Source organism: Phycisphaerae bacterium, assembly GCA_041652575.1.
Taxonomy (GTDB): Bacteria; Planctomycetota; Phycisphaerae; order Sedimentisphaerales; family UBA12454; genus UBA12454.
Genome location: JBAZHC010000001.1, coordinates 143,486 through 165,031 on the forward strand (window position 1 = coordinate 143,486; position 21,546 = coordinate 165,031).

Below are 21,546 nucleotides of genomic sequence, written 5' to 3' on the forward strand. Positions count from 1 at the left end.
CAGAAGGCAGGACTCAGAAAACAGAAGGCAGATTGAAAGGAATTCGCAGTGAAACATAGATGTTTTTTGGCAGCAGTTCTAATGTCCATTGCGGGGATGTTTTTTGCAGGGTGCGGGATAGAAGAGCCACTCGAAAGAGTATGGTTCGAAGACCGGCCATATACGAATAAGCTGCCGGAGGCATATCGTGTTATCGAGGTGAAAAAGACGACCAGTGCCGAAGTGCTGGAAAATATAAAACTGTATAAGCCCGAACTTGTCAGCCAAGGCAAAAGCGTTGCCTCGTGCTGGTCTGAAAAGAAACAGACCCACCAGTTCTGGCTGACTATGGCGGCGTTCGACGAAGATGCGGCGACTGTATCGCGGAAATATTTTCTGACAGTGGATGAAAAGGCGTGGCACCTTCATAACGAAGGCCAGAATATGCGGTTCGACAGTCAAATGGTATTCGATGAAAAAACTTTGTCGGAACCATATACGAACATAAATGAAAAAAGAATCGCAGTGCTTAAAAAAGTGCTTGAATATACCCGCGACGATTTCCTGGAAGTTCGGCAGGACAGCAGAGTGCTGAACGAAGGCGCAATGATGGCCAACCAGATGTTCGAGAGACTGCTTTATGTGCTGAAAGAGTCTCCGGCGCTGGCGGAAAGACTGGCGGACGCAAACGGCCTTGACTATGAAAGTCTTACTTTTAATAAAAGCCGGGCGGGTTTGTATATCGATGACGTTAACGGTATAGTGACGACCAAAATCAGAATCGGCGATGTCAAGAAACTCTGGAAAATAAAATATTGGAGACACGAAGACGGCAGACCCATCCTGTAAATTGATAAATTGAAAAAGGCCGGCAAAAAAATGCCGGCTTTTTTTTTATGCGCAAATTGTGCGGGGATATACTACTACTTTTTTCCGCCTGTCAGTTTTACAATCATCGGTTCCATAGCCTTTGCCCAGATTTCATAACCTTTCTGGTTAAGATGAAGCAAATCAGGCATTATATCTCTGGTCAATTTTCCTTTTTTGGTTAAAAACTTTTTGTTTATATTGAGATAATAAATTGTTTTATTATCCGCGACCTTTGAGATAATTTTATTTGCCGTATCGTTCTTTTCCCATTGAGGATTGTACGAAGCTTCAAGTAACGCTTTATCTTTGCGCTGCCTGGCATCGCCGCGAGGGAAAATACCAAGAACCAAAATTTTCGTATTCGGCAGACAAGTTCTAAGCTGGCAAATGATGGATTTAACGCCTTCGGCGATTTGTTCGGCAGTATAATCGTTTCTGTTGGAATTATTTGTGCCAATCATCAACACTGCCAATTTCGGATTAATGTTATTAACTTCGCCATGTTCGAGGCGCCAAAGGACGTGCTGCGTACCGTCGCCGCCAAAGCCCATATTAACGGTATTACGCGAGGCGTAATATTTTTGCCAGACATCTTTGCCCGCATCTTCCCAGCGATGAGTAATTGAATCGCCGACCATAATAATGTTCACATTGCCCTGCCTGTTTCTTTCAAGAACGGCATTATGGCGGGGAAGCCACCAATCAAGGTTTAATGTGACAGGCTTAAGAGCCGCATTGCAGGGGTCGTTTATATCGCACGGATTAACGGCGGCATAAGCACAATTCAAAGCCGCCAAACAAAATAACAACATCAGAAACTTTTTCATGATGGACCTTTCAATAGCAGTATGCAGTCAACAGCATCAGATTATTTCTTTTCATTAGTCAGCTTATCAATCATCGGTTCCATAGCCTTTGCCCAGATTTCATAACCTTTCTGGCCGGGGTGCAGCAGGTCAGGGAAGACGTCTCTTGTAAGCATAGCTTTTTTGTTCAAAAACTTTTTGTTGATGTCGAGATAATAAATCATTTTCCTGTCGGCGATTTTCGAGATAATTTTATTTGCCTTGTCATTTTTTGCCCACTGGTCGTTATATGACGCATCCTGTTCCTTGATTTTTCGCTGGTCGGCATCGCCTCTTGGGAAAATCGCGAGTATCAAAATTTTCGTGTTCGGCAGGCGGGTTCTTAATTGGCAGACGATTGCTTTAACACCATCGGCGATTTCCTGTGCGGTGTTATCTTCGCCATTGGAGTTGTTTGTTCCAATCATTATAATAGCCAGTTTCGGATTGATGTCATTTACTTCGCCATGCTCGAGCCGCCAAAGGACGTGCTGCGTGCGGTCGCCGCTAAAACCCATATTTACGATATTTCGATTAGCGTAATATTTTTCCCAAACAGCTTTGCCGGCATCTCTTTCCCAGTAGTGAGTAATGGAATCGCCGACCATTATAATGTCCACATTGCCCTTGTTTCTTTCGAGAATGACGTTGTGGCGAGGGAGCCACCAGTCCTTGTCGGCCCTGTCGGCAGGAGTGACGGCACTGCTGGAGCCGAGTTTTACGTCGCAGGGATTTTGTGCGGCGATTGCACAGTTACAAATAATCGAGAAGCAAAATAGAGAAATAAAAATCTTTTTCATGCAAGTCCTTTCAAAAATGGTTTTTAATGGACAATCAGCCAATTTGCAAGATTGAAGTAAAAAATAATGGTTACAATATCTGAAACAGCCAGCACAATCGGACCTGAAGCGACTTTAGGGTCAAAACGAAATTTTCGAATCAAAGCAGGTATAATTATGCCTAAAAGACAGGCACTTGTCATTGAAAGAAAGATACTTAAAATTATAACGATTGTTGGTATCAATTGATTTTTCCAGATAAGAGCTATCAGGCCGACTGTTATTCCGCCTCCTATACCCAGGACAGTGGCGATAAATATTTCCAGTCGAAGAGTCCCCAAAAGATGTTTCCAGTGAACTTTTTTTACAGACAAAGCCTGTAGTGTAATTGTCATTGACTGCATACCGACACTTTCTGCAAGAGCGAGAATAATAGTAATAAATAGGGTTAGAATAGTAATCCGGCTTATAAGCAATTCATATCTGCCAGCTATGCAAGCACAGATTAAACCGCTTGCGATATTGAATAACAGCCAGGGGAAACGGTCTTTGAAGCTTCCCATTAGAGACAGTCTTCTCCCGTGGGCCAGATGAATACCTATAAGCTGAAAGATATTATCCTGCTCACTTTTACGTGCGAAAGCATTGACTTCATCTGTAAAAAGGGAGATGTCTATTACTCCTTTGATTTTCTTTTGCTTATTGACGATAGGCAGTGCAAGGAAACGATGCTCAAGAAACATATTACAGGCGTCAAGTACGGAAGCATTGTCACGGATAGAAATGACACGGTCTATCATAATGGATGAAAGCTTTTTGTGGATATCGCTGTTTAATAATCTCCTCAGGGGCAAAACACCGACGAGCGAATCATTTTCGTCAACTATATAAATGTAAACAATTTCATCTGTGATATTCTGATTTCTGAGGAAAACAATCGCATCGGCAACGGTTTTGTCCTGTAAGAGTGTGGCAATATTTTTACCTGCATATTTTATGGCCGGGTCATTTAGACGGTCGGATTTAATTTTAGTGTTCACCAGCAATAACTCCTTCGAGTCTCGTAAGCTGAAAAGCGATGGCTCCAATTCGTACGGCAATAAACGATACGAGAAGGACTACAATAAAGAGTATAAGGTTCATAATTGTAACTCCAAACTCCCAATAAACGCAACCCGCAGGCGACGAATGAACGCCCTTATGATGAATCATAGGGTTAGGCATATACAAAAAAATCAGGCAGCATTGTCCAAAGCAGGCGATGGATTTTATTTCTTCTATCCTATACCTTTAAGCTTCGACGGGGCAAAGTCCGTTTTGCAGCTGCCTGATGCGGTCGTCCGTGTCCGCATGATAAACATCAGTAGAATCAGTTTTCGCCGAGGTTTTACATGTTTTAATCTGCTGTTGAGCGGTAAGCATTTCCTTTGTCTGCCAAAGCGTCAAAAACCTGACGAAACCTGTCGTTACAAGACGAAAACCGGAATTAAGTATTTTCTCTTCGACCAGCGAGGCGATAGTTCTTGCCGTTGCCGGGTCGAGATTGTATTCGCTTATCAAATCAATAATAATTTTAGATTTGTTCCATCGAGCGGCAGAATTCGGGAACCCGATTTTCTGCAAAGACTCGATATCCGATATTTTTTCCATATCAGCTTTTACTACTTCGACCCTTGACCTTAAAAGATTCCGCTTTTGATAATGCTCGGCGAGGGCTTCGGCTGCCGCATTAAAACCTGTCGAACTGAGAGCGGCCTTGATTACCGATAATATTTCGCTGCTGGAGATTTTGCTGCCGCTGCGGCTGTTGTACAGATAAAAAGTAACAGCTTCGGCCAACTGCTGAGCCGCATAAGTGTATTTTCCGGCAGGTTCCGCAAAGGCATTTATAAACGCGGCGATAACCTTTGTGTGCAGGTATTCTTCTTCTGTGCCGTCTGCTTTTATTACCCTAAGCTGCATTCGTTAACCTGTTTTTAAAAGCTATATTATTAATCGGTAAACAGCTTTGGTTGTCCTGTATCGTCAGGCTGGGAGATGGCCTGAGTTACTTCGTCAAGCAAATCTCCAGCATCGTCAAACTGACGATAAACGCTTGCGAATCGGATATAAGCAACCTTGTCAACCGTTCTTAGATGCTTCATAGCGCTTTCACCGATAAATTTCGAATCTACTTCCCTGTCAGAATGCCTGAAAATATCTTCCTCGATCCTGTCAGCCATCTGCTGAACCTGCTCGGCAGAAACGGGTCTTTTGTAACAAGCCTTCTGCAGCCCCGCGATAACTCTTTCTCTGTCGTAGGGCACTCTCGAATTATCTTTTTTTATGACGCTAAGTTTAAAACTTTCGCCGACTTTTTCGTAAGTAGTGAAACGCCTTCTGCAAGCAAGACATTGGCGGCGTCGACGTATTATCCGACCGGCTTCGCTGGAACGCGAGTCGATTACCTTGTCCTTGTTCTCCTTGCAATAGGGGCATTTCACGATTCTTTTCTACCGGAAAAACTACAATATTTTGAACAAATGTCATTCTAAAGCCTATATGTAGTATGTCAACCAAAAATGTTTAAAATTTTTACTAACAGGCAGATGCGGCTGTTAGTAAATCTTTTGGTTTGTCGCAAAGTGTGTACTTGAATGCGGTAACAGCAGGTGAAATAGGGAATTCACAGTGTGATTCGTTAAGATTTGTATAGATGGAGGTGTAAATCCGGGCGCAAAAAAAGGGGCCTCTGCGTCCCCTTTTAGCAGAGACCCTACCCCCAAATGTATAAGCAAAACCCCCCGAACAATCTGTGATTAGGACGTCTTAGAATTTTTCAGGCAGCCACGCAGTAAAGCGGGTCTGGCCTCATTTATGTACGTCCTTTTAAATTCTGTAATCCCGGCGAAGCAAATTTTATAGTTCAAAGCTCAACTGAGCTCTTCATATCCGACCTGCCCTGGTATTCCCCCCAAGGCAGGAAGCACAAGTTAAAGGAGGAGAGAAGAAGTCTTTTTAGTCAGCGATTAACTTTTAAATTTCACTTTAACCAAACCATAAGAAATAAAATCCAAAGATGCAAATCGGTAAAAAAGTTTTTTTTATTTCCAAAGTCCCGTAATGAACTTTTAAATTTCCCTGCCCTGGATAAGTCCCCCAAGGCAGGAAGCACAAATAGCAGAAGGAGAAAAAGGAGCTCGTTAAAATAGCGTCTCGCCCCAAGGCGAGCAAGCTTCTGGCCTCCAACAAAAACATAAGAAATGAAAGTGAAATGTGCAAATCAGACGGTAAAAAATTTTTAAAATTGTGGAATTTGTTTAAAATCAGCGAGATTATGGGACGGTTTTGCATTTAAGATTTAAAAATTGAAGATTTAAGGAATGTCTTTGGCGAGGTTTTCTTATGTATTCTCGGCCGTAGGCCGATTCCTCAATTCTTCAATTTTCAATTTTTCTGGATTCCCGCCCCCGCCTGCGCGAGGGTGACATTCCTTCGCGGGAATGACAGAAAAGGCGTTAGTTTATCCTTTGGCCTTTGCGTACCAATCGGGGTCCTGGGCAAGTTTTTCCTTCGCCTCGGCAGTCATCATGGCAAAGGCAGGATGTGAAGATTCCCAGGAGCGTTTTTTGAAATCGCCATCTCTCATTTTTTCCACCTCGGCGGCGGCATCCTTGAAATAACTGCCGTAAATGTGCAGCGAATCGGTAATGTCAACGTATCTGCCGACCCTGACAGGTTTGCGGATTATTTTGGAGATTTTTTCGGCGATGAGCCGTTGAAGGTCCGTCAGGGCGTAAACATTCATAAACCATGCTTTATATAAATCCCTGCTTCGCCAGTGGGTGTTCATATTCAGGCAGAAACTTTTGTCTGGATTTTCAATCAGCCTGCACCATATTCTTTGAAGGCATGGCGGGTCGTCTGTTTTGACATCGGCAGTCGGCATCCAGGTAATCGCCTGTGCGCGTCTGGTATATGCAGTGGCGGCGAGAGAATCGATTATATATTCAATCTGATTGATTGAGGTAAAAGGCTTAGGGGACCTGGGATTCCTGATGTCCTCGACTGGACAATAGGCGAAGAGCCTTTCGTGATAAGTATAAGTCCATTTTCCTGCAGCGGGGTCAATCCAGTGGTCGTGAATTCCGTCGACAACTTCCTGCCGATAGGCTTCAAGCTCTTCGGGGCCGCCGGGGAAATTTTTGTGTATTCGAGGCTCGGCAAAAGGATTTACAACGGTAATCATCGCAGTGGCGTCTTTGCTGGGCGGGTCGGTGGATTTATCGTACTGGGTTTTAATCTCAAGGCCGTTGTCCCATACCGCCAGAACCGCCGCTTCCCATGCCTCAGGCAGACAACTCGCCTCGATATTGATTACAGGTATGTTTTCCATCTTTCCTACCTCCGTGCAGAATAATTTTTACAGTCCAAGCTCTTCGTTAGTAATGCCGAAACGGTCACGAAATCTTTCTGGTACGTTACGCATAAGTATTCGAGCCTGCTCGGCATATTTTGTATTGGGGTAATTTTTTATTACCGTTCGGCACATTTCAATTGGTTTTGCATAAGTATGATGTTGAAGCCTGTTACCGATTTTGAAAAAGGTTCTGGCATTCTCAAGAAGCTGTATCGCCTGATAGTCATTTTCGGTAAATTCCTCATCCGGCGCATTTTTATTTACGACAGGCTGCTGTGGTGTTTGAACGGTGCGACTGTTTTGGTTGGCATCTTTTACGGCAGCGGTCTGCTTAGGTTCATTCGGCTCTGCCGCGGGCGGGGTCAAAATCTGAACCGGCGCAACCGGAGCATCGGCCTGAGACTGCGGCTGATTAGGTTCATTGGGTTCGCCGGGCTTGTTTGGTTCGTTGGGCTCGGCAAACTCCTGAGGATTGTTTAAAATATTACCGATAATCATCCGCGGCAGAAAATTATTAACATCGCCGACATATCTGATTGTGGAATCCGGGCCTACGACTACAAGCATCGGCTTGTCGGGACTGGCGGCAAGAAACGAAGTTACTTTTTCCTGCAACTGGGCTAAAGGTGCGGCAATGGGCCATGGTTGAGGATTTTTGGCCAGCCAGTTTTCAAAATTCTTTGTTTTTGAAATGTCATTAAGATTAATTCCGAAGAAGACGGCTTTTGTGTTTTTAAACCGGCTCTGTAATTGCGAAAAGGCTTCAAGGGCAGGTGTTGGCCTGGCCTGATACGGCTGCTGTTCGACTATGATTTCCGGCGGAGTATTCGGCTCATTTGTTTCGGCCGGTTTAGGCGTTTCCTTTGGCGCGAAATAATCCAGGTCATTAGCGTCAATTTTCCAAAGAAGCAAACACAGGACGTCTTTGACAGGCTTATCTGTCATCGCAGACGGCGGACGAATATCAAAAACTTTGCCGAGCAGGTCGGCGCGAATACTGTTGATATCAATGTCCAACTGGTCGGAAGGAAATTGCTGATACGATTGGAAATCCTCACTTTGCGAGTCTGATTCTGTTGTTTCCCCGCGGCCAATGAGAGCTGCGGTCGCTAAACTGTAATCCTTATAAATCAGAGAAAGACCAAGATTAGTTTTTGTAACATTCGAATTTATCGGAGCACTCTTTTTACCCAAAACCGCCTGCTTCATCGCCTTGTCCGGCTTTTGGTCGAAATAATAAACCCATGACGCAAGAGTGTAATATACGGCTTTTTGCTGCTCATTGAATACAGGCGCGAACTTTCTGTTGCGGGCAATGTTCTTGAGACCGGCATTAAGATTCGGCTCGTCCGGTGCCTGGCCGAAATTAACATAGGCAATAAATTTTGCACATTCAGCTTCAACTTCAGGTGCGGCTGCGGCAGCTTCCTGCTGGAACAGCTGCCTCTTTTCCATGATAGCCTGCGCTTTCGGACTTAACGGCCTTGGCTGCGGCGGATCAGCAGCCTGTACCGAAACATTGAAGATATAAGGAGTAATGATAGCAAAGATAAAAAAAACGACTTTCGACGGATTTCCGAATTTTCTCATAATTTGTCCACTTTTCCCTAAAATAAGCTTATACTATAATACCATAATACCATTATTTTTTTAGCTGAAAAGTTAAAAAAACCGGTAGTAAAAAGGTATTTGACAATATGGTTTTGTAGTCCATAATATCTGTAATTTATTGAGGTTGCGATGTTTACAGGATTGATAGAGTGTGTTTGTAATGTAGTTTCTACTGTCCGGCAGGGCGGTGGGATGAGACTGGGCATAAATCTGGGCCAAGCTGTAAAATGCGGCGACAGTATCGCTATTAACGGGGCTTGTCTGACAGTTGCTGTCATTAAAGGAAATATAGTTGAATTCGACGTAAGCGGCGAGACATTGACGAATACTACGCTTGGAAATTTGAAGTCAGGTTCGCCGGTGAATGCAGAAAGAGCAATGTCGGCCAACGACAGATTCGGCGGACATTTCGTACAGGGGCATATAGACGCGACGGGCAAAATTAAAAAAATCGAAAAGAAGGGAGACTTTTGGCAGTTTGCTTTCGAATCGCCAAAAGAAATTTTGGATTACATTGTGCCAAAAGGCTCAATCACAATCGACGGGGTAAGTCTTACAATCGCCGATATCGAAAGAAACAATTTCAGCACAGCAATTATTCCTGCTACTTTCGAAAATACTATTTTCAGGAATTACAGGGTCGGCGATTCGGTCAATATCGAAACGGACATACTCTGCAGAATCGTGAAAAAACAACTCGAAAATATTTCCGCCTCCGCCAGGGCTATGGCGGACAGGCTGCCGAATAAATCAAACCTTACCATTGATAAATTGAAAAATTTTGGATTTTGCTTATGAAGTCACAAATTGTGACCTCAGAATATAAATTTAACGGAATAGAGAAATGGCAACAGAAAACGCGATAGTTCCTGTAGAACGGATTCAACAGTATATTTATGTTATTCGCGGTCATAAGGTTATGATAGATAGTGATTTGGCGTTACTCTATGGGGTAGAGACTAAGGTTTTGGTCAGAGCGGTAAAGCGAAATATAGACCGTTTTCCTGAAGATTTTATGTTTCAGCTTTCGAGGTCAGAATTTGAAAATTTGAGGTGCCAAATTGACACCTCAAAAATCGGTCGAGGAGGACGAAGATATGCTCCTTATGCTTTTACAGAACAAGGTGTTGCAATGTTATCAAGCGTGCTGAAGAGTAAGCGAGCTATTGAGGTTAACATCGCGATTATGCGGACATTTGTAAAGCTGCGTCAGATTTTGGCTGATAATATCGCACTCAGGCGCAAACTCGAAGAACATGATGAAAAAATTAAATATATTTTCAGAATTTTAGGTGATATGCTTGAAAAAAATGAAAAACCCAGAAAACGGATAGGCTATCAAACTGAAATGGAAGGCCATAAAAAGGTTAAAAAAAATAAAAATTGATTCCCGCTCCCGAAGGGACGCAAGCGTTTCGCGGGAATGACAATGATGGTGTAAATTGCCTGAGAACAATCATAAAAATTCAGATGAACAAATAGTAATCGGCATAACGATGGGCGAGCCTTTGGGTATCGGGCCGGAGATTATCGTCAAGGCCCTGTATGACCCGTTTGTCCGGCGGGGAGCGAAATTCATCATATTCGGAATGGATGAGTTTCTTGAATACGCCGCCGACCTTGCGGAAATAGAACCATTCTGGGGCAGATGCCAGCATGAAAAAATAAGCAGAGATTACCCGCGTAATATTATTATCGCCGATTACGACGATTATTCGGTTCCGATGTTCGTAAAAGGGCCGAGCAAAGCAGGCGGTGAAGCGTCGCTGAGATTCTGTATCGATGCCATCGATGCGGCAAAGACAGGCATAATAGACGCAGTTGTTACGGCACCGATAAGCAAGACGAGCTGGAAACAGGCAGAGGCCGAATGGCCGGGACATACGGAACTTTTGGCGGCAATGTGCAAAAGCCCGAGAAAGGCGATGATGTTTGCGGCAGGGCCGCTGAAAATCGCACTTGCGACAATTCATGAAGCACTGTTCGACCTTCGGAATAAATTCACAATCGGCTGTGTTTACGAGCCGATAGATTTACTCAATACCGCGCTGCAGGAATATTTCGGGATTAAAAATCCGCATATAGCGGTAGCGGCGCTGAATCCGCACGCGGGCGAAAACGGACAATTCGGCGATGAAGAACAAAGGATAATCAGCCCCGCGATTTTGATTGCACAGGAAATGGGAATCAAATGCTCCGGGCCATATCCTGCCGATACGCTTTTTGTCAGGGCGGCGGCGGGCGAATTCGACGGCGTTGTCGCGATGTACCACGACCAGGGAATGATACCGGTTAAACTGCTTGCGTTCAAAGATGCGGTTAATGTTACAATAGGGCTGCCGATTATCCGTACGTCGCCGGCGCACGGAACGGCGTTCGATATCGCAGGCAAAGGCATCGCGGATGAGTCGAGTATGAAGGCGGCGATTAAACTTGCGGTAGAAATGGCAAGAACAAAAAAACAGAACACAGCATTCAGGACTCAGGACGCAGAAGCAAAGAAGTAAAAAAATACAAATATGCAGACAAAAACGGATATACAAAGGTTATTGACGGAGGCGGGGGTTGAGCCGAATAAACGGCTCGGACAGCATTTTCTCATCGACCTGAATCTTATGGAACTGCTGCTTACAAACGCGGCCATAACCGAAAATGATATAGTCCTCGAAGTCGGAACAGGAACCGGTTCCTTAACAGGCGAACTTGCCAAAAGGGCAGGGAAACTTATAGCGGTCGAATGTGATGAGGTTTTGGCAGAGGTGACAAAACAACATCTTCGTAACGCGAAAAATTTCGAGATTATAATCGCCGATGTTCTTGAGAATAAAAATACAATCAATCACGAAGTAATTCAAAAACTTCAGAATGCACAGGAAGAAATTTTCGGCCGGGTTCTTCTTGTCGCTAACCTGCCGTATAATGTCGCCTCGTCAGTAATGCTTAATCTTTTAGACGGGCCGGTAACTGCCGATTCGATGATTGTGACAGTGCAGAAAGAGGTCGCGATGCGGATGGCCGCGGCGCCTGGCAGCGAAGATTACGGGATACTAAGTATTTTTCTTGCTGCGATGGGACATTGCAAAGTTTTGAGAAAACTGTCGCCCAAGGTGTTCTGGCCGATGCCGCAGGTCGATTCGGCAATGGTGCGATTCGACAGAGACCAGAAAAAAATAGATGAAATTCATAATATCGAACTGTTCAAACAGGCGGTAAATCTGTTTATGGGGCATCGGCGGAAAATGATGAGGGCCTGCGTTAAATACGCGGAAGGAAAACTAGCCGGCATTCATAACTGGGAAGATATTTTCACAAGGGCCTTTGTCGAGCCGCATCACAGGCCGGAAGAATTAAGCGGGATAGATTATATCTCGATAGCAAATCTATGTAATGAAACACTTGGATAGCCACAAAGACACAAAGGCACTAAGAAAAAAGATATAAAATATAATAAAATTACTTTGTGTCTTGGTGTCTTCGTGGCTATATTTCGACAGAAGCGTGGCGATGGGCGTGACACTCGATATTGACAGCGACAGGAAGCGAGGCGATGTGGCAGGGGGCGGTTTCAATCAGGACAGATAAAGCGGTTGTATCGCCGCCGAGGCCTGCGGGACCGACGCCAAGTAAATTTATTTTCTTCAGGAGCCGTTTTTCCATCTCGGCGTAAAACGTATCTGCATTGTGCGAATTCAAATTTCTTGTTAGTGCTTTTTTGCTCAGGAGGCAACACTGCTCGAAATCACCGCCGAGACCTACGCCGATGACAAACGGCGGGCAGGCATCAGCGCCGGCATCGGCAACTGTTTTTACAATCCAATCGGAAATTTTTTCGGCACTGTCGGTCGGGAGAAACATTTTGAACTGACTTTTGTTTTCACATCCGCCGCCTTTGGCCATCAGTGTTATTTTGATTTTGTCGCCGGGGATAATTTCAGTGTGAATAACCGCTGGGGTGTTTGTGCCGGTGTTTTTTCTTTCGTTAAGAGGCTGGGAAACGATGCTTTTTCTTAAAAATCCCTTTTCGTAACCACCTGCTACGACTGGGGTTATGGCATCGACGATAGTTTTGTCCTCTGGTTCTATTTTTACCTGGGAGCCTAACTGGACAAACGCAACGGCCAGGCCTGTGTCCTGACAAATGGGAATTTGTTTTTCTTTTGCTATTTTCGCGTTTTCGATAAGCTGATTAAGGATTTTTTTCGCAGATGCACTGGACTCTTTTTCCGCGGCATCTGTCAATGCGGACAAAACATCCTGCGGCAGTTCAACGCTGCCGGCTGCGCAGAGTTTTTCAACTTCCGAAACGATTTTTTCAAAAGGTACGGTTCTCATTTTTTAATATCAGCATCATAAGTTTTATACATCGTATTACCTTCGGCGTCAGATATTTGAAGTGCAATGACGTGCTGGCCGGGTTTCAAGTCCGCGATTTTTATGGTAAAGTTTTCGAAGAGAGTATCAAAAACGTTATCGTCAGGCAGGACGGAAATCCAGTCTTCATTGCTGTCAACGGTATAACTTACGCTTCCGACTACGCTTAATTCATCGGTAACTTTCATAGTAAGAATCGCTGAATTGGCGAATGTCTGAAGCTGATGTTTTTCAATTACAGGGGCGGTATTGTCGATTGTTACCGGCTCGCTTATTCTTGAGCCTGTCAGTTTCGTGTCCTGATTATTACTCAGTTCATCGGAAGCGGTAACCCTGATTTCATAAATGCCGTCCTCAACAGTTTTGCTGTTCCAGTCAAAACCTGGTTTATCAAGTTTATCTGTCAGTTTAATCCAGCCGGTGCGTCCCTTTTTCCTGAAATCGATTTCGAATAAGAGCTTGTCGTCATTGTCATCGGTGGCTTTGAATTCGATTTTGCGCATGCCGGGAGTTGGGTTTTTGTCATCTGCCCTGACTGCGGTAATTTCCATTACTCTCGGCGCCAGGTTCGGTACGACGAAAGCAGCGGCTATTCCGCGGACGACGGGAGCAGCAGCGTTTGTGCCGTTTAAAATCAATTTATACTGGCAGAACCGGCCGAGCGGGACGGCCAAATCAACAGGCTCGACTATCTTAACCGGCGGAGTCCATGGAGAAAAAGTCGGGTCGTTTATGTCTTCCACGTTTCCGCTTCTGGCACTTAATAAAATTTTCGTACCGTCTGGAATATCGGCTTCAATCTGGAGCTTTCCCCATTGGGCTGGCTGACTGGCGTCAATCAGGCCGGATTCGTAGTCACCTTCCATGGCAAAAGTCGATTTGAGCATTACGAGTTTGGGCGGATTCGCGGTAGAAAAAATTATATCTTTTCCGAATTTTCTGATGTCGGTTATCTGCGAAGACATCTTGTCTTCGTAAACCATCGTTTCGGTTTCAGTTTTTGGATTGATGCTGAACAGTTGCGCCTTATTGCCTGTGCCGAGCAGAATCTGGTCGTCCTGCATATACATCGTAAAAAAGACGGCTGTTTCGCTGAAGATATCGGTTACAAAACCGTTAGGGTCGATTTTATAGATATGACTTTCTGTGCCTGACGATTTGCCCCTTGCAAGTTCTGTCGGTATCGGCTTCTGGGCCGGCTGGTCGTCCTGCGGCGAGTTGGCAATCTCGAGCGATGTGCCCTGGTTGGCGGCTGAATCTGAATCTGGCGATTCTTCGGATTCCCGGCTTTCAGGTTGTCCGAGGGCAAGAGGCCTCTTTTGTTCTGAACGGCCCTTAAGCTGAGCTTTTATCGATTTGTAAGAAGTGGCTGCGGCATACAGATTTCCGCTGTTATCGAAAAGCAGGTCGGTAATTTCGTTTTCATCACTGTCGTAGAGTATCGAAGCGGTTTTCTTTTCAATGCTGATTTTGTAAACCAGACCTCTCGTATCAGTGCCGGCGTAAATGAAGCCATCTTTTCCTGTGACGAGGCACATTACATTTTTGTCCTGGCAGGTGTAAATAAGCTGCGGATTGCGGCATTTATTATCGAGTTTCCAGATTTGACCCCTGGGGCCTGTTCCGAGAAAGATATTGCCGGACTTATCGAGTATGATGGCGAAAATATACGAAGCCTGATTAGGCTCGAAAATGGTTTCAACTTTTTTTCCGTCGTAACGCAGCAGATAGCACTTATCGCCGCTTATGCCGGCGAGAAGATTTCCGCCGGAATCGAGGGCCAGTCTGAAGACGTGCTCATTGGCCAGATGTTTTCTCATGGGATCGTTTTTGGGGTTATTGGGTTCATTTGTTTCCTTTGCCTGCTCTTTTTCTTTTTCGGCAGGGTAAATGCAAACGGTTTTGCCGTCTTTGTATTTGTAAATTTGGCCGTTGGGACTTGTGCCGATATATACCGAGCCGTCGTCTTTGCAGACTATCGAGTTTATCGTCCAGACATCGTTGAAGTCGGCCGCGAGAGTTTGCGAAGCGGCGGCAAGCGAAATCGTTCCGCGGGAACTGATGACGGTGTTCTGTATTTTTCCCTTTGAAAAGTCGTCAATAGTTTTTTGCCTGATTATTTTGCTTGTAACGGCAGGGCAGGCGCAGGCGGCGATGAGAATAACAAGCACAGGAAACAAATATCTTTTCATTTTTTTCTCCATAAGAGTCTATTTTTTTTCAACGGTAATTGTAAAACTTCTGGCATCGAGTACGATTGTGTCAACCGGTATTATCCGGCTGAGCCATTCCGGAGCAGGCTGAGACGACGTCGAGCGTTTATCATTTTTCAGCAGCAATGTTTTTGTCATCGGCAGCTGCGGCAGTTCTGATTTATCGAGAGTTGTGCCGCCGGCCGGAAGGGCCATTACGAGATAAAGGTCATTTCTTTTTATATTTGCGATGTCGTTGATGACTTTTATAAGGTCGGGCATATTTTCCGGCGTGTATTTATAAGACGCAATGCCGGTGATGAATTGTTTATAATCGGAAGCTCCCATCGCTATAAGCTCATATTCGCCCGGCGGGGTATCGTCAGGTATTTTTATCTGTGTCTTATAGGTTTTGTTGCTCGACAGATACGACTCAAGCGTTATCTGTGCCGTGATTGTCCGGCCGGGCTCTACCGTTGTACCGGAGACTTCAAAGTTCCATATACGGGAAACAGACGCTTTTGGCAGGATTTCAACTTCGAAGTCAATGGAAGTAATCGCCGGTCTGTCGTAAGGGTTGTTCAGAATCAAATTAATCGCGCCGATACTGTCGGACAGACATTCTTCAAGGTCAAGAGCACTTGAGAAATTTTCCATATAAATGGTATCATAGCCCGAGACGCCGATACGTGTTTTGTATCTTATAGTATGGTCCGCCGGCAGGGCACCAACCATTCTGGCGGTTCCGGCCAGGCAGGTTCCGGCCAGGAGAGGCGTGAAAGAACGGTGCGAGGCAACCTGACAGTTATAGGTGCGTATTTTTTCATCGTTAAAGCGGTCTATGGTAATGCGCATCGGAATAGTTACAGCCTTTTTTCCGATTGTTCCGACGACCGCTGACGACTGGTCGGCGTATAAAGCTCCTTTGACGTCGATTGTCTTGCCGAATTTGAATGACCTGACAAGATTTGCTATAACGGTATGCACATAGCCTGTCGCCATCGGAACATCAATTGCCCCTTCGCCGAGAAAGCTGTGTCCGAATCCGTAAATTTTGTCGCCGGCGACCTCTGTAACGGTGCCGATAGCGCTAAGTTCGATATCGCCATAGACCAACGGCAGAGAAAGAATACAGCCGGGCTTCATCTGCATATCAGAATATTCGGGAAATTTTCCGGAAGCGCCGGCCGATACGGGCATAAAACCGGCAGATTCAAAAATGCCGGCAAAACCTGAAATAGAACTTATCGGCAGCGTCGTCGCTATCGGACAAGGAAGCATAGTTATCCCGCCTGCGGCTGAAGATTCCGGATTTTTGAAATTAATTATCTGATTGTAAGCTGTTTTGAGGTCAATCGGTTTTGAGAAATCCTGAGCAGACGCAGCAGACGCAGAAGATGTTTTTGTCATCGGCATATCAGTGCCGACTTTCAGCATTTCTTCTATGGGCGTTACGCCGTAGAGCGGGTCCTTGCTGTATGTCCAGCCGAAGGCGAGAGCGCCGGCCAGTCTGCCGTTTATATATATCGGCGAACCGCTGCAGCCGGCAACGGGGCCTGTGTGGATAAATCGTTCATCAGTGCCCATAACGAGAATCGCGTTTTTACCGGGCCGAAGGTTCCTGACGACGTCCACCACTTTAAGGCTGAATTTCTCAATTTCAACGCCTTTGTAAACCGTAAGGCATACGGCGTCCATACCGGGGGTGATTTCGTCAATGGTTATATATTTTGTTTTGTCTATCTCGGCGGCGCAGAAACAGGGGAGCAGGGAAATAATGGAGCAAGAAAGTAAGAAAAATAGGTTTTTGTAAAACATCGGTTTTTTCCTGTTTTTTTTAATATAAATTCATAAACAGGCTGAATTTTAGTGTCGTAAAAGAGATATTGCAAGCCTAAAGGTAAATGATATAATACCTATCTTTGGTAATTTAAATATTGGCTAAATAATGAGGTAAAACGATGAAATCAGAACGCCGTCACGAATTGGCGACCAACGAACTGGCAGACTGGATTGCGAATTTTCCGCAGTGGTATAAAGAAAACCTGACAACGATAGTTGTAGGTGCGATTGTAGTTGTCGCTCTTATCGCATACACAATCTTCTTTTATCACAGAGAAACCCGTGTCCTTGACCAGAAAGAGTCGCAAACTACGGCGATGCTCGACCAGCTTCGCTGGCAGAAGCAGACAATATTGCAGGGAAAACAGCAGGGTCTGGGAGTTTCGGACATTTTCCTGAACACGGCCAGCGGTCTTGAGAACGCTGCCGCTGAAGTACAAAACGACGTTCTGTCGGCTCTTGCAATGATTAAAAGAGCCGAGGCCCTTCGAACCGAACTTCACTACAGGCTCCAGGTGGCTGAGCCGGACGTTCAGAAATATCAGATCGGGCAGGCCATGAAAATTTACGAAGAAGCACTGGTAAAGGCAAAGGCCGATGCGACAGTATCAGCAATGGCGGAATACGGCATTGCCCTGTGCCTTGAGGATATGGGAGAATTCGCAGGGGCCAGGGGACTTTACAGCAAAATCGCACAGGCTCCAGAATACAAAGGTACTTTGTATTCGGCAAGGGCACAGCTTCGCGCCGATACATTGAGCGACAATGAGGGAAAGGTCGTTTTTGTAAAGTCTGAAAAGCCTGAACCGGGCCAAGCCGAGACCAAGCCGGTTGAAAGACTCCCCGCAGGGAAACTTAGCCTGGAAGCGCCGATAGCGGATAACAATTTGATATCCGGCAATAAATCCGATTCCAATTTGGCTCGATAACCTGCGATGAGTGAAGATGAGCTCATCATCGAGCCGGAGAATTTAGACGAGCAAAACGGTCAGAGTTCATCCGCCGAACCCGAAGGCGCCGAACATCTTGCCCTTCGTGTAGGAACCAACATAACACATCGGAGACTGGATAAGTATCTTCAGGGCAGATTAAGCAATTTCAGCAGAACCACTCTTCAGAAACTCATAAACGAGCAGGCGGTAACAATCAACCAAAAGTCTGTAAAGCCCAGCACGAAAATTTCGCCGGGCGATATCGTGGATGTAATTCTGCCGCCCCCGCCCGCCAAGGAATATATTCCTGAAGATATTCCGCTTAATATTATTTATGAAGACGACGATATACTTGTCATCAACAAGCAGGCCAACCTGATTGTTCATCCTGCAAGAGGTTACAAAACAGGTACGCTTATCAACGCGCTGGCGTTTCATTCGAAGAAACTTTCAAAAGGCAGCGAGGATTTCCGGCCGGGAATAGTTCACAGGCTCGACCGCAACACAACAGGCGTTCTTGTTATCGCCAAGAACGAGACGGCACACTGGCGGCTTGCCAAGCAGTTCGAAAAGAGAAAAACAAAAAAGTATTATCTTGCGATTGTGCACGGCACGCCCGACCTTACGGCCGACTGTATTAATAAGCCTATGGCGGTTCATCCGATAGCACATGAAAAGTTCACCGTTCGGCCGGACGGCAAGGAAGCCGTAACGTTTTATGAAGTCATTGAAAAATTCAGGGGCTATTCGCTGCTGAAAGTAAATATCAAAACAGGCAGGACGCACCAGATACGCGTTCATATGTTGTATATCAAACATCCGATAATCGGAGATGAAATGTACGGCGGGAAAATTATTTACCGCTGGCAGATAGAGGACAGGGAGGCTCAGCCTGAAGAACCGCTGCTGGCAAGGCCCGCTCTTCACGCATGGCAGATTGAAATCACGCATCCTCAAACGAACCAGCAGATGAAGTTCGAGGCGCCGGTTCCCGATGATATGCTGCAAATGCTCGATGAACTGAGGAAATACAGAAAAATAAAAGAGTAAATTCGTTCGAACGAATTTACTCTTTCCAATTTAATCTTTCCGTAACGTTGGCTTTATTCTTCCGGCAGTTTCGCAAGGTCCACATCCGAACCTGCAATCATAAGAGAATCGCCTTCATAAATGACGGTATCGGGAAGCGGAACGTTTATTATTTCGCCCTCATCTTTTTTGTCTCCGGTTTTTACGCCCCGTTTTATCGAAACAAGGTTAATCCGGTATTTCTGGCGAAGCTGCAAATCAAGCACGGTTTTTTCGTGGAAACTCGCTGGCGCGATTACGCTCGCAATCGAATAGCCGGGCGCGAAATCTATCTTTTCGTTTATCTGCGGTGCGATAAGCTTATACGCCCATTTCTGAGCAGATTCGATTTCAGGATAAATTACTTCGGTAGCGCCTATTTTAGCAAGGACCTGGCCCTGAATAAGACTTTCGGCCCGTGCGTAAACCAGCGGCACTCCGAGCGCTTTCAGATTGGCAACGGTCAGAATAGAAGATTCGAAGCTGCGGCCGCCCTGACCTATTCCGACAATCGCGACATCAACCTTGTCGACACCGGCTGCGCGGAGAGCATCCTCATCCGTACTGTCGAGCCTGACGGCATGTGTAACTTCGTCGCGAACCTGGTCGATTATTTCACGATTCTGGTCGATTGAAATTACTTCTGCCTCGCTTATGGTAAGAGCAATGGCGAGTTTACGGCCGAATCTGCCAAGACCTATTACTGCAAACTTTTTCATATTTTTCTCCTTTGGGCATAAGAGCCAAACAGGGATAAATTTATCCTACTACCAGCGATTCCGTCGGATAATTATAACGGGCCGGTTTTATATTAAAAGTCAGGGTGGCAAGCAACGTAAGCGCGCCAAGCCTGCCTATCAGCATTGTAATAATGATAATTATTTTCCCGGCAGTTGTCAAAGACGCTGTAATCCCGCAGCTAAGCCCCACAGTTCCGAGAGCGGATACAGTTTCAAAGAATATGGCGGAAGTTTCGAAATTGCTGTGCCTTTCAGTTATCGTCAGCAGAAAGGCGGAAGTGAAAAACAAGACCGTAAAAAGCAATATGACGGTAAGGGCCTTTCCGACCATTACGAGGGGCACGCAGCGTTTGAAGATTTCCACTTCGTTTCTTTTTCGTATAGTTGCGTAAACGGCCATAATAATTACGGCGAGGGTAACGGTTTTAATACCGCCGGCGGTTGAAGCGGGAGAGCCGCCGATGAACATAAGTATCATCAAAACCATTTTCGCAGGCGTGGAAAGTGCTTTGATTTCAATGGTGTTAAAACCTGCCGTCCTGGCGGTGACAGACTGAAAGAACGCGTCGCCGAGTTCTATTTTGTGATTGCCGGTGTTGTTCTGGATGATGAGAAGTCCCGCGGTGCCGGCAAGAATGAGTATCAGGCTTACTGCCAGAACTATTTTCGTCTGGAGATGAATTCTGACGGGAGTTTTAAAATGGCGTTTCTTATAAGGGCGGAATCTGTTTAAAATAAATCTGATTCTGTCGACCAAAACGTTTGTGAGATTATAGAGTACTCCGAAACCGAGGCCGCCGATTATTATCATCGGGCAGATGACCGAATAAATTCGCCAATCCGTTTTGTAGCTTATAAGGCTGTCGGAAAACAGGCCGAGGCCCGCGTTGCAAAAGGCGCTGATGGAATGAAATATAGAACAGAACCATTGGCTGTGGATGTGACCGGCCATCGGAGCGGAGGCGTCCCACATATTATACAAAAGCAAAGCGCCCAGGCCTTCTATCGCAACGACGGTTATGAAGATAAAAGCTATAATATGCGATATTTTGCTGACAGTCTGTGTGCTTAAGAGGTCCTGCATCGCGACGGATTGTCTGACATTGAGCGCCTGGCCGAAAAGCAGGCTGAAGACCGCGCCGAAAATTACGATGCCCAAACCTCCGAGCTGGACGAGCACGAGAATTACAGTCTGACCGACGACCGAGAAATCTGTTCCAATATCTCTTACTGTAAGACCTGTTACGCAGGTTGCGCTTGTTGCGGTGAACAGGGCGTCTACGAAGCTTACAGGTCGGATGAGATAACTTCTCGGCAGCATCAGAAGGACGGAGCCTGTAAAAATAATCGCTATGAAAGAGCCGGCAAAAGTCAGGGCAGGGCTTTTGCCTGAGGCGGCAAGGTCAACCATGGTTCTGCATACTTTTGTGATAATCTGCAGCAGCAGATAAACACCCAGTGCCCATAGAGCGCCGGCCGAGTAGTAAAGTATCACCAGCAGAATGATAAATATAAATTCAAACCAGAAAAAAATCAGGTAGTCTTTTTTGGAACGGGAGTTGAAGAACCTTACCAGTTTTTCTGCGATGAAAAAAATTACGGCGGCAACGAGTATCAGATACATCTGCCTGTCAAAGAGTATCTGCCTGAAGAATCCCAGCTGCAATAAAGCCGTTGCAACAACAACTGTAGTTACAGCAACGTTGGCAAATATAAGATACCGTTCGAGCTTTTTATTTTTATAAATGATATTCATAGCAAAACTAAATTTTATGGTGTAATTACCCTAAAATCCAGAAGATTTATATCCTGTTATCGATTTATAACTCCAAATCAACACAGTGGTTGCGAAATTATGTGTATGTTTATTTAAGGTGATTTTGCCCAAATTCAATAAAAAAGCCGCACCTTTCAGGGG

General features: G+C 45.3%; 19 protein-coding genes. 7 read left to right on the top strand and 12 right to left on the bottom strand.

The features are described from left to right. The first annotated feature begins 48 nt into the window (after positions 1-48). Positions 49-828: a hypothetical protein gene (locus WC496_00695; protein ID MFA5291530.1), complete on the top strand. Its 780-nt coding sequence runs from the start codon at positions 49-51 to the stop codon at positions 826-828. A gap of 74 nt (positions 829-902) precedes the next feature. Here the strand turns inward: WC496_00695 and WC496_00700 are convergent, their stop codons facing one another. The 7 genes from WC496_00700 to WC496_00730 form a co-directional block, all read right to left on the bottom strand. Next, complete coding sequence (locus WC496_00700; protein MFA5291531.1) at positions 903-1,676, bottom strand: GDSL-type esterase/lipase family protein; 774 nt, start codon at positions 1,674-1,676, stop codon at positions 903-905. A gap of 41 nt (positions 1,677-1,717) precedes the next feature. After that, complete coding sequence (locus WC496_00705) at positions 1,718-2,494, bottom strand: GDSL-type esterase/lipase family protein (protein MFA5291532.1); 777 nt, start codon at positions 2,492-2,494, stop codon at positions 1,718-1,720. A gap of 23 nt (positions 2,495-2,517) precedes the next feature. Next, complete coding sequence (locus WC496_00710) at positions 2,518-3,513, bottom strand: magnesium transporter (protein MFA5291533.1); 996 nt, start codon at positions 3,511-3,513, stop codon at positions 2,518-2,520. A gap of 250 nt (positions 3,514-3,763) precedes the next feature. Next, complete coding sequence (locus tag WC496_00715) at positions 3,764-4,435, bottom strand: hypothetical protein (protein MFA5291534.1); 672 nt, start codon at positions 4,433-4,435, stop codon at positions 3,764-3,766. A gap of 29 nt (positions 4,436-4,464) precedes the next feature. Continuing rightward, positions 4,465-4,956: a transcriptional regulator NrdR gene (nrdR, locus tag WC496_00720; GenBank protein MFA5291535.1), complete on the bottom strand. Its 492-nt coding sequence runs from the start codon at positions 4,954-4,956 to the stop codon at positions 4,465-4,467. 1,019 nt (positions 4,957-5,975) lie between these two features. Next, the gene (locus WC496_00725; protein ID MFA5291536.1) at positions 5,976-6,848 is read right to left on the bottom strand and encodes a thymidylate synthase; all 873 of its coding nucleotides are present in this window, start codon (positions 6,846-6,848) and stop codon (positions 5,976-5,978) included. Positions 6,849-6,875: 27 nt separating this feature from the next. Continuing rightward, positions 6,876-8,462: a hypothetical protein gene (locus WC496_00730; GenBank protein ID MFA5291537.1), complete on the bottom strand. Its 1,587-nt coding sequence runs from the start codon at positions 8,460-8,462 to the stop codon at positions 6,876-6,878. Between the two features lie 150 nt (positions 8,463-8,612). On the opposite strand from WC496_00730, the gene ribE reads away from it, so the two are divergent. The 4 genes from ribE to rsmA are packed head-to-tail and all read left to right on the top strand — an operon-like array spanning position 8,613 to position 11,887. Next, positions 8,613-9,281, top strand: a complete 669-nt coding sequence (gene ribE, locus WC496_00735; GenBank protein MFA5291538.1) for a riboflavin synthase — start codon at positions 8,613-8,615, stop codon at positions 9,279-9,281. Between the two features lie 46 nt (positions 9,282-9,327). Beyond that, on the top strand, positions 9,328-9,870 hold the full coding sequence (locus WC496_00740) for an ORF6N domain-containing protein (protein ID MFA5291539.1): 543 nt from the start codon (positions 9,328-9,330) through the stop codon (positions 9,868-9,870). Between the two features lie 55 nt (positions 9,871-9,925). Continuing rightward, positions 9,926-10,990 (top strand): 4-hydroxythreonine-4-phosphate dehydrogenase PdxA, encoded by a 1,065-nt coding sequence (pdxA, locus tag WC496_00745; GenBank protein ID MFA5291540.1) that lies wholly within the window; start codon positions 9,926-9,928, stop codon positions 10,988-10,990. Between the two features lie 12 nt (positions 10,991-11,002). Then, positions 11,003-11,887 (top strand): 16S rRNA (adenine(1518)-N(6)/adenine(1519)-N(6))-dimethyltransferase RsmA, encoded by an 885-nt coding sequence (gene rsmA / locus WC496_00750; GenBank protein MFA5291541.1) that lies wholly within the window; start codon positions 11,003-11,005, stop codon positions 11,885-11,887. Positions 11,888-11,963: 76 nt separating this feature from the next. Here the strand turns inward: rsmA and WC496_00755 are convergent, their stop codons facing one another. From WC496_00755 to WC496_00765, 3 genes are read right to left on the bottom strand one after another with little or no spacing between them, the layout of a single operon-like run. After that, entirely contained in the window at positions 11,964-12,815 is an 852-nt protein-coding gene (locus WC496_00755; GenBank protein ID MFA5291542.1) for a fumarate hydratase, read from the bottom strand. Continuing rightward, on the bottom strand, positions 12,812-15,046 hold the full coding sequence (locus WC496_00760; protein MFA5291543.1) for a hypothetical protein: 2,235 nt from the start codon (positions 15,044-15,046) through the stop codon (positions 12,812-12,814). Before WC496_00760 ends, WC496_00755 begins: the two co-directional genes overlap by 4 nt. A gap of 18 nt (positions 15,047-15,064) precedes the next feature. Beyond that, positions 15,065-16,864 (bottom strand): SpoIVB peptidase S55 domain-containing protein, encoded by a 1,800-nt coding sequence (locus WC496_00765; GenBank protein ID MFA5291544.1) that lies wholly within the window; start codon positions 16,862-16,864, stop codon positions 15,065-15,067. A 143-nt stretch (positions 16,865-17,007) separates the two neighbouring features. Between WC496_00765 and WC496_00770 the strand changes: the two genes are divergently transcribed. Next, complete coding sequence (locus WC496_00770) at positions 17,008-17,817, top strand: hypothetical protein (GenBank protein ID MFA5291545.1); 810 nt, start codon at positions 17,008-17,010, stop codon at positions 17,815-17,817. A gap of 6 nt (positions 17,818-17,823) precedes the next feature. After that, positions 17,824-18,870, top strand: coding sequence for an RluA family pseudouridine synthase (locus WC496_00775; protein MFA5291546.1), 1,047 nt, complete (start codon positions 17,824-17,826; stop codon positions 18,868-18,870). Positions 18,871-18,923: 53 nt separating this feature from the next. Here the strand turns inward: WC496_00775 and WC496_00780 are convergent, their stop codons facing one another. Together WC496_00780 and WC496_00785 are read right to left on the bottom strand one after the other, a co-directional pair. Further along, positions 18,924-19,607, bottom strand: coding sequence for a TrkA family potassium uptake protein (locus WC496_00780; protein MFA5291547.1), 684 nt, complete (start codon positions 19,605-19,607; stop codon positions 18,924-18,926). Positions 19,608-19,647: 40 nt separating this feature from the next. Continuing rightward, positions 19,648-21,384 carry a potassium transporter TrkG gene (locus WC496_00785; GenBank protein MFA5291548.1) on the bottom strand — a complete coding sequence of 579 codons (1,737 nt, stop codon included), beginning with the start codon at positions 21,382-21,384 and terminating at the stop codon, positions 19,648-19,650. Between the last annotated feature and the right edge of the window lie 162 nt (positions 21,385-21,546).